Source organism: uncultured Campylobacter sp., from assembly GCF_937997595.1.
In the GTDB taxonomy this organism is placed as follows: domain Bacteria; phylum Campylobacterota; class Campylobacteria; order Campylobacterales; family Campylobacteraceae; genus Campylobacter_B.
Window position 1 is genome coordinate 1 of the sequence record NZ_CALKTS010000241.1, and the last position, 10,922, is coordinate 10,922.

Below are 10,922 nucleotides of genomic sequence, written 5' to 3' on the forward strand. Positions count from 1 at the left end.
CAGATAAAAGAGCTAAAGCCTGATTTTATCGTGGTTGCCGCATACGGTAAAATTTTGCCGCAAAGCGTCCTTGACATCGCGCCTTGCATAAACCTGCACGCTTCGATCCTGCCTAAATACCGCGGCGCAAGTCCGATCCAAAGCGCGCTACTAGCGGGCGAGAAGCAGACGGGCGTGACGGCGATGCTGATGGATGCGGGGCTTGATACGGGCGATATGCTTGATTTTGCCTATACGCCTTGCGAGGATAAAACGGCGGCGCAGCTGTTTGACGAGCTGGGTGATCTAGCGGGCGAGCTGATAGTGCGCGTGCTGCGAAATTTTTCGAATTTGACGCCGCTTAAGCAAGAGGGCGTGCAGGCTACGCACTGCAAAAAGATAAGCAAATCTGACGGGCTTTTTGGCTTTGAGGAAAGCGCGGAGCAAATTTATAATAAATTTCGCGCGCTGACGCCCTGGCCCGGGATCTATCTATCTAGCGGGTTAAAAATTTTAGAACTAGAGCTTTTGCGCGAATCCCGCGGGCGTAAATTTCAGCGCGCGGGCGAAATTCTGCACGTTGATAAGCCCAGTTTTTGCGTTTCTTGCGGCGTGGGCGCGGTTAAGATCATAAAGGTGCAAGAGGCAGGCAAAAAGCCGGTGGATGCTAGCGCGTATCTAAACGGCAAGCGGCTAAAGATCGGCGATTTGCTATGCTAGGCGGGATTTTAAATTATCGCGTTTTGTGCCACGCTTTTGATGCTATGCTGGGGTTTTATTTGCGCCGCGCTTTTGGCGTCGCGGCGAAATTCTGCCTTGGGTATCGCCGCAATCGTGAAGTAAAATTTTGCCGCGCGGAATTTCGAAATGAAGCTCCAAAATCAAGGCTTTATAAAATTCTAAAACCTCGCTTCTATACTTTAAAATTTTACGCTCGCAGGAACTTGAAATTTCGCCGCCGCGGTTGTAGACTTTGCAACGTCGCACCGAACGCGCACCATTTAAAATTCTATGATCGTGCCGCAGAATTTTTGCGAGACAAAGCTTTAAAATTTTATCGAAATGCTGCTGGGAAAATCCGCGTTGCCGAAAAATTTAGCAAGAGCGTAAAATTTAATCATACTAAATTTTATCTTGTCGCAAAATTCTATTGCAGCATGAAATTTAAACGTTTGCAATATTTCAAGGCGAGCCCTTCGTCTTACGCAAGGAGCGGGTTTTGCAGATAGAATTTGTAGAGCAAATGCCCTCCACGCAGGAGTTTTTGGTGGGCGCCGTGCGCGAAGGCAGGATAACGCCGCCTTTTGCGATCGCCGCAAATCGCCAAAGCGCCGGTATCGGCTCGCGCGGCAACGACTGGGAGAGCGCGAGCGGCGATCTTGCTTTTTCGTTTTGTGTAGCCCAAACGGATCTGCCCGCGGACGTGCCGCTGCAGTCGGCGAGCATATATTTTGCGATGATTATGCGGGAGCTTCTAGCATCGCTCGGCTCGCAGCTTTGGCTTAAATGGCCCAACGATTTTTATGTGGATGAGCGCAAAATCGGTGGGACGATGACGAATAAGATCAAAAACACCCTCGTCTGCGGCATCGGCATAAACCTACTCGGCGCGCCCGAATATGCGGGAATTTTAGATATAAAAATCAGCGCAAAAGACGCTATAGATGGCTTTTTTACGCTATATGAAAATAAAATCTCGTGGAAGCAAATTTTTAGAAATTTTTCGTTACAATTCCAAAAATCGCAAAAATTTAGCGTTCATCTAGGCGGCGAAAAAATTTCACTCGCGCAGGCTAAACTTTGCGAAGACGGATCGATCATAATAAATGAAGAAAGGGTTTATGCTTTAAGATGAGTGAAGTAATTACGATTGCCAATCAAAAAGGCGGCGTCGGAAAGACGACCACGGCGGTTAATCTCGCTGCGTCGCTAGCGATAAAGAAAAAGCGGGTTCTACTGATCGACGTAGATCCTCAGGCGAACGCTACGACCGGGCTTGGCTTTAACCGCAGTGACTTTGAATTTAACATTTATCACGTCTTAACAGGGCGTAAGAGCATGTCCGAAGTGATCCAAAAGACCGAACTTGAGTTTATGGATCTGGTGCCGTCAAACATCGGACTTGTAGGCATCGAGCGCGAAGTAAGCGAAGAGAAAGACTTCAAACTAATGCTAAAAAATAAAATTTCCGAGGTTAAGGACAGATATGATTTCATTATCATCGATTCGCCGCCGACACTCGGTAGCATTACGGTAAATGCCTTGGTCGCAAGCGATAGCGTCATCATCCCGATTCAGTGCGAATTCTATGCACTTGAAGGCGTCGCGCTGATCCTAAATACCGTAAAAGTCGTCAAGCAAACGCTCAATAAAAATTTAAAAATTCGCGGATTTTTGCCTACGATGTATAGTTTGCAAAACAACCTCGCCAAAGAAACGGTCGCGAATTTACGCGAGTATTTCGACGATAAGCTCTTTCGTATCGGCAAGAGTGATGATCTAGTCATCATTCCGCGCAATATTAAGCTAGCCGAAAGCCCAAGCTTTGGCAAGCCGGTGGTTTTATACGATATAAAATCCGCCGGCTCCATCGCCTATCAAGACCTCGCTAAATCCATAATGGAGCAAAAATGGGCAAGGTAAAAAGAGCGCTCGGTCGCGGGCTCGGTGCGATTTTAGACGACGTAGAAAGCTCCTATAATAGGGAGCTAGAAAGTGGAAATGCAGATAGTTTAGTTATCGAAATCGATGTCGATAAAATCGAGCCAAATCCATATCAACCGCGTCAAAGCTTCGATGAGGAGGCGCTTAGGCAGCTAAGCGAGAGTATTGCCCGCTACGGGCTTATTCAGCCTATCATCGTTATTCAAAAAGATGATTCTTACGTCCTTATCGCCGGCGAGCGGCGCCTAAGAGCAACAAAGCTTTTGGGCGAGAGTAAAATCAAAGCCGTAGTCGCGGACATAAAATCTCAAAATTTAAGAGAGCTTGCCCTCATCGAAAATATCCAGCGCGAGGATCTAAATCCTATCGAGCTTGCTAAGTCCTATAAGGAGCTTATCGGCGAATACAGGATCACGCAAGAGGAGTTAGCCGACATCATCAAAAAGTCCCGCACGCAGATTACCAACACGCTAAGACTTTTAAATTTATGCTCCGAAGTGCAAGACGCCATAAGCGCAGATAAAATTTCGCAAGGGCACGCCAAGATAATGGTTGGACTTGAAAAAGAGGATCAAATTTTAGCGCTAAATACCATTTTAGGACAGCGTCTAAGCGTAAGAGATACCGAAAATTTAGTAAAAAAACTCAAAGATAAAACCGATCCGAAAGAGAAAAAGTCTGGTGCGGAATTTCAAAGCTTCAAGCCCGAGCTTTTAAAGCTAAAGGCCAAGCTTGATCAATTTGGTAAAATAAGTATCAAAGAGCGTAAAATTTCGATCGAATTTAGCGAAATTTTACAAATTTCCGAGTTTTTAAAGAAAATCGGATGATTTTTTATAGTGTATTTTAATTTTTCATATTGTAAAATACACATTTTGTTTAAAACTAACCTGGAGGAGGTGCGATGCTAGACGTAAGTTTGACCGCCATGATAACGACCATCGTCGTATTTTTAGCTTTGATTTACTTCTTAAATATCAAGCTTTATAGACCACTACTTTTGCATATGGAAAAGCGAGAAGCTATTATTAAAGAAGATGAGACAAATGCGATGAAAAATGCACAGGATGCAGATGCCGATAAAGCAGAGATCGTAAAAATCATGGATGCTGCGAAGTTGCAGGCTGTTAAAATAAAGCGAGAGGCGATGGATAGCGCGAAGCAGGCTGCCGCCAGAGAAATAGCCGAGAAAAAAGCCGCGATGGAGGAGGATTTTGATCAATTCTTAGGCGGTTTGGATGAGCAAAAGCGCAACCTAAAAAATGATTTGCGAGCCAAAATTCCGGAATTTAAAAATGCTCTAAGTAGCGCTGTGGCTAAAGTATGAGGATTTCAGTATGAAAAAATATCTATTTTTATTTATAATTCCCGCGCTTGTTTTAGCAAGCGGTGGGCACGATGGGGTCAAAGACTACGACGTGCTGTGGCGAAGCATAAATTTCATTTTGTTTTTCGGAATTTTGTTTTATCTGTTAAAAGGTCCTGCAAAAGCAACATATCAAGGTAGAATCAACGGCATCGCATCTAGACTTGAGGCTAATCAAAAAATTTTAAAAGAGTCTGCAGCTCGCAAGGAACAAGCTAAAAAAGATTTGCAAGATGCTAAGGTTCAAGGCGCAGCTTTAATCGAAACCGCTAAAAAAGAGATTGTGTTCGCTGCCGAAAAGATAAAAAATGCGACCGAGCAAGAGATTGCGAATTTGCAAAAATCTTTCGACGAACAGAAAAGCTTTGAAGCGCGCAAGATCAAAAAAGAGGTCGTAAGCGAGATACTGGATGACGTTTTTGCATCGGATGACATTAAATTCGGTCAAGACAAACTGGTCAAAATCGTAGAGAAAAAGGTCGGATGATGATAAATAACACCTCAAAAAGATATGTAAACGCCCTGATGCTGAGCTATAAAAAAGATGAACTAGGCTCTGTTTTGCAGACGCTCGAGAGCGTCGCGAGTGCATTTAGAATTCCAAAATTCCAAGATATTGTAAAATCCCCGACGCTAAAAGAGGAATCCAAGGTGGAACTGATTGCGTCGTTTATAAAAAATCCAAGCGAAAAAATCCTAAATTTTATTAAACTTTTAGCTAAGAATAGGCGTATTGCACTAATCCCGCAGATAGTCGAGGAACTGCGCAAGAATATTGCGGCGCTGGATAATAAATACTTAGGTAAAATTTATTCCGCTACCGAAATAGACGCCGTGAAAATAAAAGAGCTAGAGGCTAAAATTTCAAAGAAATTTAATGCAGATATTACTCTGCAACCTGTTAAAAGCGAGCTTGAGGGTATTAAGATCGAAGTCGAGGATCTTGGATTTGAGATTAGTTTTTCAGTTGATAGATTGAAACAAAAAATGAGCGAATATATTTTAAAAGCAATTTAAAGGAGTAAAGCGTGGGTGCGAAAATTAAGGCAGACGAAATCAGCAGCATAATCAAAGAGCGAATCGAAAATTTCGATCTCAGCGTTGATATCGAAGAAACCGGCAAGGTCGTTTCGGTCGCAGACGGTGTTGCTAATGTTTACGGCTTAAAAAACGTAATGGCTAACGAGATGGTCGAATTCGAAAACGGAGCTCGTGGTATCGCGTTAAATTTAGAGGAGAGCAGTGTCGGTATCGTTATTTTAGGCGATACTAGCGGTATTAACGAAGGTAGTAGCGTTAAAAGACTGGGTAAGCTTTTGCGCGTTCCGGTAGGTGATGCTCTAATAGGTCGCGTAGTAAATGCCCTAGGCGAGCCGATCGATGGCAAAGGCGCGATAGAGACCAGCGATACTAGATTTGTCGAAGAAAAGGCCAAAGGTATCATGGCTCGTAAATCCGTTCACGAGCCACTTCAAACCGGCCTTAAGGCGATTGACGCGCTAGTGCCGATCGGCCGCGGACAGCGCGAGCTCATCATCGGCGACCGCCAAACGGGAAAAACCACCGTTGCTGTTGATACCATCATCAATCAAAAGGGTCAAGACGTCATCTGCATATATGTAGCAATCGGTCAGAAGCAATCTACCGTCGCGCAAGTCGTTAAAAAGCTTGAAGAATACGGTGCGATGGACTATACGATCGTAGTTGCGGCGGGTGCTAGCGAGGCGGCTGCGCTTCAGTATTTGGCACCGTATTCGGGCTGCACCATGGGTGAGTATTTCAGAGATAACTCCCGCCACGCGCTTATCATCTACGATGATCTTAGCAAGCATGCGGTCGCATATCGCGAGATGTCGCTTATCTTGCGCCGTCCGCCAGGACGCGAGGCGTATCCTGGCGACGTATTTTATCTACATTCCCGTTTGCTTGAGCGCGCTAGCAAACTAAGCGATGCGCTCGGTGCAGGCAGCCTAACGGCGCTTCCTATTATCGAGACGCAAGCAGGCGACGTTTCGGCGTATATCCCTACAAACGTCATCTCTATCACTGACGGTCAAATTTTCCTAGAATCCGGTCTATTTAATTCTGGAATTCGTCCTGCGATCAACGTAGGTCTTTCGGTTAGCCGCGTCGGCGGTTCCGCGCAGATTAAAGCGATCAAAAAGGTCTCAGGAACCTTGCGCCTAGATCTTGCTCAATACCGCGAACTTCAGGCATTTGCGCAGTTTGCGAGTGATTTGGACGAGAGTAGCCGTAAGCAGCTGGATCGCGGACAAAGAATGGTCGAAATTTTAAAGCAACCTCCTTATTCGCCGCTTCCGGTCGAAAATCAAGTGGTCATCATCTTTGCAGGAAGCCGCGGATTTTTAGACGACGTGCCTACGAGCTCAATTGGCAAATTCGAAGCTGAGCTCTATCCGTATATCGAGGCAAAATATCCTGAAATTTTTGAAGAGATTAGAAGTAAAAAGACCATCGAGAAGGATTTGGAAGAAAATTTAATCAAGGCTCTAAATGACTTTAAAGCGACCTTCGCCGCTTAAAAAGGCTAAATTATGGCAAATTTAAAGGATATAAAGCTACAGATCAAGAGCGTCAGAAATACGGAGAAGACTACCAAAGCTATGAAGCTGGTCTCCAACGTCAAGCTTAAAAACACAAAAGAAGCGGCGATGCGCTCGCGAGCTTATGCGGTAAAGATTAACGAGGTCTTGGGTGAAATTTCTGCGCGCGTTAAAAATTACGTAGGCAATAATTCGGGCAACGACGAAAAACTTAGAATTTTTGATACCACTCGAGAGGTAAAGGTGGTTGATTTGCTGTTTATTACCGCAGATAAAGGGCTTTGCGGCGGTTTTAATATCAACACCATCAAAAAGATCAAAGCTTTGATCGAGGAGCTTAAGGCTAAAAAGATCAAGGTTCGCCTTCGCGCCGTCGGCAAAAAGGGGATAGAGTATTTTGATTTTCAAGGCATTGAGCTTTTGGAGCGATATATCGGCGTGAGCTCATCTCCATCGTCCGAGAAAGCTAACGAAATCGTCCAAGCCGCAGTTAAGGATTTTAACGAAGGCAAAACCGACGAGGTCATACTCGTCCACAACGGCTATTTGAATATGATTACCCAAGAGATGCGGGTAAATACGTTGGTGCCAATCGGTGAGCCTGCGATTAATGAGGATGCTTTAAAAACATCTACATTGGAAGTAGAAGTTGAAAGTCCTGAGGATGAAGAAACATTGATGTTAAATTTAATCCAGAGCTATCTTAGCTACAGCATGTATTACGCGCTTATTGACTCTTTGGCAGCGGAGCATTGCTCGAGAATGAATGCGATGGAGAATGCGACAAATAACGCCAAAGAACGCGTATCGCAGTTAAATTTAGCATACAACAAAGCCAGACAAGGCTCTATCACGACTGAGCTTATCGAGATCATAAGCGGCGTCGAATCAATGAAATGAAAGGAAAACGGATGAAAGGAATAATTTCTCAGGTAATGGGTCCTGTGGTCGATGTCGATTTCAAGGACTACTTGCCGAAGATTAATGAAGCTATCGAGGTTAAATTTGACGTCGAAGGCGCTCATCGTAGGCTGATCCTAGAGGTAGCCGCACACCTTGGAGACAATCGTGTCCGCACGATCGCTATGGATATGAGCGACGGACTGAGGCGAGGACTTGAGGCTACGGCTCTTGGCGCGCCTATTACGGTGCCTGTGGGCGAGAAGGTTTTGGGCAGAATTTTTAATGTCACGGGCGATCTGATCGACGAAGGCGAGGATGAAAAATTTGAAACCCGCTGGTCGATCCACAGAGATCCACCTAGCTTTGAAAATCAAAGCACGAAGAGCGAAATTTTTGAAACCGGCATTAAGGTAGTCGATCTGCTCGCCCCTTACGCAAAGGGTGGCAAGGTGGGTCTATTCGGCGGTGCTGGCGTCGGTAAGACCGTCATCATCATGGAGTTAATCCACAACGTCGCTTTCAAACATAGCGGCTACTCCGTATTTGCGGGTGTCGGCGAGCGAACGAGAGAGGGAAACGACCTTTATAACGAGATGAAAGAATCCGGAGTTTTGGATAAAGTTGCCTTAACCTACGGTCAGATGAACGAGCCGCCGGGGGCGAGAAATCGCATCGCGCTAACCGGCCTTACGATGGCTGAATATTTCCGCGATGAGCTAGGGCTTGACGTTTTGATGTTTATCGATAATATCTTCCGTTTCTCGCAGTCGGGTTCGGAGATGTCCGCGCTTTTAGGGCGAATTCCGTCCGCAGTCGGTTATCAGCCTACGCTTGCTAGCGAAATGGGTAAATTACAAGAGCGCATTACTTCTACTAAGAAGGGTTCTATCACCTCCGTTCAGGCCGTTTATGTGCCTGCGGACGACCTTACCGACCCGGCTCCTGCGACCGTTTTCGCGCACCTTGATGCGACGACCGTTTTAAACAGAGCGATCGCCGAAAAAGGAATTTATCCTGCCGTCGATCCGCTTGATTCGACCTCAAGAATGCTTGATCCACAAATCATCGGCGAGGAGCATTACAAGGTCGCTCGCGGCGTCCAGGCAGTGCTTCAAAAATACAAAGATTTGCAAGACATTATCGCGATTTTGGGTATGGACGAGCTTAGCGAAGAGGATAAGCTCGTAGTCGAGCGCGCTAGAAAGATCGAGCGCTATCTATCTCAGCCGTTTTTCGTAGCCGAGGTATTTACCGGAAGTCCGGGCAAATATATTTCGCTAGAGGAAACTATTGCTGGCTTTAAGGGAATTTTAGAGGGCAAATACGACGATCTGCCGGAGAATGCCTTTTATATGGTAGGAAATATCGACGAGGTAGTGGCAAAAGCTGAAAAGATGAAAGCATAGGAATTTTAAGATGAAAGAATTTTTGCTTTTAGATATCGTTACGCCCGAAGGGATGGTCTTTTCGGGCGAAGTCAAATCCGTCCAGCTCCCCGGCATTACTGGCGAAATGGGTATTTTGCCAGGGCATGCGAGCTTGCTAACGGGGCTTAAAGATAAAAGTGAAGGTGGCGTTGTCGAGATCGTAGATAAAGACGGCAAAAAGCAGCTTGTTTTGGTAAACGATGGATTTTTGGAAGTTACAGAAGAAAAAACTACTATCCTAGCCACTCAAGCCGTAGCTATCGGCGGCGATAGCGAAAATGCGGTCGCGAAGTCTTTGCAGCGAGCCAAGGATCTACTTGCATCAATAAGCTCGGATGCGGCAAATTCCGCAGCAATCATGGCTAGAGTCGACGAATTCGCAAGGCAAAGTTAAGTATGTTAGATCTGATTTTAAGTTATTTTTCAAGAAGCACGTTTATTACTATATTCGTACTCTCTTGGTTGTCCATTTATTTTATCGTAACCTTTACGATTTTGATCTCCAGATATGTAGGGCTTAGCGCATGGCAGCATCGCGAAGCAAAGGCGCTTGAATCCCTGCTTATGGGCGGTAGGATTTCGCTTTCGGGCTCCATTTTTCAGAAAGTAAATACAGAAAAAATTTCAAAAGAGGCTCTCGAAATTTATAAAGGTAAAGCCGAACGCGACTCCACTAGCGGACTTACTTGGCTATCTATCGTCGCTTCCACTTCGCCATTTATCGGGCTATTTGGTACGGTTGTTAGTATACTTCACACATTTTCGAAGCTTGGCGGTGGGAATTCTGGTATCGATACTATTGCTCCTGCAATCAGCGAGGCCCTGGTTGCCACAGGATGTGGAATTTTTGTAGCGATACCCGCATACACCTTTAGCTTACTTATAAAACGCAAAGCATACGAAGTTATGAGCATTATAAATCGTACAGCGGATATTTTGCTATTTAAAGCAAACACTGGAAAAGCTATTTAATGTATAATTTCGACGAAAATCCAGAGTTAAATATCACTCCGCTCGTCGATATTATGCTTGTTTTGCTAGCGATTTTAATGGTCGCGCAAACGGCGATTATCTACGATGAGAAGATCGAACTGCCTAGTGGCTCAAAAGCACAGGTTTCGGAAAATACCGCGGAATTCTTGCTTGTGCGTATCGGCGAAGATCGCAAGGTTTATATCGACAAAAGCTCGATGAGCCTAGCTGAATTCCCGGATAATCTCGTGCTGCTTAAAGGCACCGGCAAGTATAGCTTGGAAAAACCTGTCTATATCCAAGCCGATAAGAGACTCGTTTATGACGATGTAATGTTTGTCTTAAAGAGCTTAAAGCAAGCGGGTTTTACTAAAGTCGCGCTTCAAACAAATGGCTAATTATTCAAATTTTACGGGGGTTAAATACGATAATTTTAAATCGTTTTTAATCGCCCTTTTTGCCTATCTGCTGGTGATTTTCGTTCTTTTATATCAAATTTCAAAGCCGCAGGAAAAATTTAAAAAATATACTGACAATCCCAACGATTATATGGATGTTACTTTTGATTTCGAAATAGATGATAAACTTCCGTCCGCGCCTGAAATCGCTAAAGAAACGAAGCAGGGCGAGTTTGAAAATAAGAATATTAAGGACGTGCCGGAGGATAAAATTAAGACTACGGCGCAAGTAGTTCCGCCGCCTCCGGTGCAGGCGAAGCCGAAAGAGCCCGAAAAGCCGAAGGAAGAGCCGAAGCCGGAACCTAAAAAGGACGAGCCTAAAGCTGAGCCCAAAAAAGAGGAGCCCAAGCCTGAGCCTAAGTTGGAAGATAAACCTTCCGAAAAAGTAGTAGAGAAAAAAGAGGAAACTAAGCCGGAGCCAAAAAAAGAGGAAAAACCGAGCTTGAGCGATCTTTTTTCGGATACGACTAAGGACAATAAGAAGCTTGAGGAGAGTGCTAAAGCTAGCGACGCCGTTCAGAGTAACAAAAAGTCCGATAAAGAAACCGCCACCTCTAGTGCTAAGGATAAAGCGGCATCTAAAAATGCT

14 protein-coding genes and 1 pseudogene are annotated in these 10,922 nt (G+C 44.9%); 14 read left to right on the plus strand and 1 reads right to left on the minus strand.

Annotated features, from left to right (window positions below):
* A partial coding sequence (locus tag Q0614_RS08080) for a methionyl-tRNA formyltransferase (protein ID WP_298787900.1) occupies positions 1-699 on the plus strand: 699 nt, incomplete at its 5' end.
* A 42-nt stretch (positions 700-741) separates the two neighbouring features.
* Here Q0614_RS08080 and Q0614_RS08085 read toward each other — a convergent pair.
* Positions 742-966 (minus strand): hypothetical protein, encoded by a 225-nt coding sequence (locus Q0614_RS08085; protein WP_298787901.1) that lies wholly within the window; start codon positions 964-966, stop codon positions 742-744.
* Positions 967-1,198: 232 nt separating this feature from the next.
* Between Q0614_RS08085 and Q0614_RS08090 the strand changes: the two genes are divergently transcribed.
* The 13 genes and pseudogenes from Q0614_RS08090 to Q0614_RS08150 all read left to right on the plus strand — a co-directional run.
* Positions 1,199-1,834 carry a biotin--[acetyl-CoA-carboxylase] ligase gene (locus Q0614_RS08090; protein ID WP_298787903.1) on the plus strand — a complete coding sequence of 212 codons (636 nt, stop codon included), beginning with the start codon at positions 1,199-1,201 and terminating at the stop codon, positions 1,832-1,834.
* Complete coding sequence (locus Q0614_RS08095; protein WP_177389424.1) at positions 1,831-2,622, plus strand: AAA family ATPase; 792 nt, start codon at positions 1,831-1,833, stop codon at positions 2,620-2,622. The genes Q0614_RS08090 and Q0614_RS08095 overlap by 4 nt, the downstream gene beginning before the upstream one ends.
* Entirely contained in the window at positions 2,610-3,473 is an 864-nt protein-coding gene (locus Q0614_RS08100; RefSeq protein WP_298787905.1) for a ParB/RepB/Spo0J family partition protein, read from the plus strand. Before Q0614_RS08095 ends, Q0614_RS08100 begins: the two co-directional genes overlap by 13 nt.
* A gap of 74 nt (positions 3,474-3,547) precedes the next feature.
* Positions 3,548-3,970 (plus strand): F0F1 ATP synthase subunit B', encoded by a 423-nt coding sequence (locus Q0614_RS08105; RefSeq protein WP_297883152.1) that lies wholly within the window; start codon positions 3,548-3,550, stop codon positions 3,968-3,970.
* 10 nt (positions 3,971-3,980) lie between these two features.
* Positions 3,981-4,496 (plus strand): F0F1 ATP synthase subunit B, encoded by a 516-nt coding sequence (locus Q0614_RS08110; protein WP_298787907.1) that lies wholly within the window; start codon positions 3,981-3,983, stop codon positions 4,494-4,496.
* The gene (locus Q0614_RS08115) at positions 4,496-5,026 is read left to right on the plus strand and encodes a F0F1 ATP synthase subunit delta (protein WP_298787909.1); all 531 of its coding nucleotides are present in this window, start codon (positions 4,496-4,498) and stop codon (positions 5,024-5,026) included. The genes Q0614_RS08110 and Q0614_RS08115 overlap by 1 nt, the downstream gene beginning before the upstream one ends.
* 11 nt (positions 5,027-5,037) lie before the next feature.
* Entirely contained in the window at positions 5,038-6,552 is a 1,515-nt protein-coding gene (gene atpA, locus Q0614_RS08120; RefSeq protein WP_005869639.1) for a F0F1 ATP synthase subunit alpha, read from the plus strand.
* Positions 6,553-6,564: 12 nt separating this feature from the next.
* Entirely contained in the window at positions 6,565-7,473 is a 909-nt protein-coding gene (atpG, locus tag Q0614_RS08125) for an ATP synthase F1 subunit gamma (RefSeq protein ID WP_298043744.1), read from the plus strand.
* Between the two features lie 11 nt (positions 7,474-7,484).
* Positions 7,485-8,882, plus strand: a complete 1,398-nt coding sequence (gene atpD / locus Q0614_RS08130; RefSeq protein WP_295151010.1) for a F0F1 ATP synthase subunit beta — start codon at positions 7,485-7,487, stop codon at positions 8,880-8,882.
* A 10-nt stretch (positions 8,883-8,892) separates the two neighbouring features.
* The gene (gene atpC / locus Q0614_RS08135; protein WP_298787912.1) at positions 8,893-9,297 is read left to right on the plus strand and encodes an ATP synthase F1 subunit epsilon; all 405 of its coding nucleotides are present in this window, start codon (positions 8,893-8,895) and stop codon (positions 9,295-9,297) included.
* Between the two features lie 2 nt (positions 9,298-9,299).
* Positions 9,300-9,875, plus strand: a complete 576-nt coding sequence (locus tag Q0614_RS08140) for a MotA/TolQ/ExbB proton channel family protein (RefSeq protein WP_298787914.1) — start codon at positions 9,300-9,302, stop codon at positions 9,873-9,875.
* Positions 9,875-10,273 (plus strand): biopolymer transporter ExbD, encoded by a 399-nt coding sequence (locus Q0614_RS08145; protein WP_005869629.1) that lies wholly within the window; start codon positions 9,875-9,877, stop codon positions 10,271-10,273. Before Q0614_RS08140 ends, Q0614_RS08145 begins: the two co-directional genes overlap by 1 nt.
* Positions 10,266-10,922 (plus strand): annotated as a pseudogene (locus tag Q0614_RS08150) (hypothetical protein); the annotation flags it as partial. The gene Q0614_RS08145 and the pseudogene Q0614_RS08150, both read left to right, overlap by 8 nt.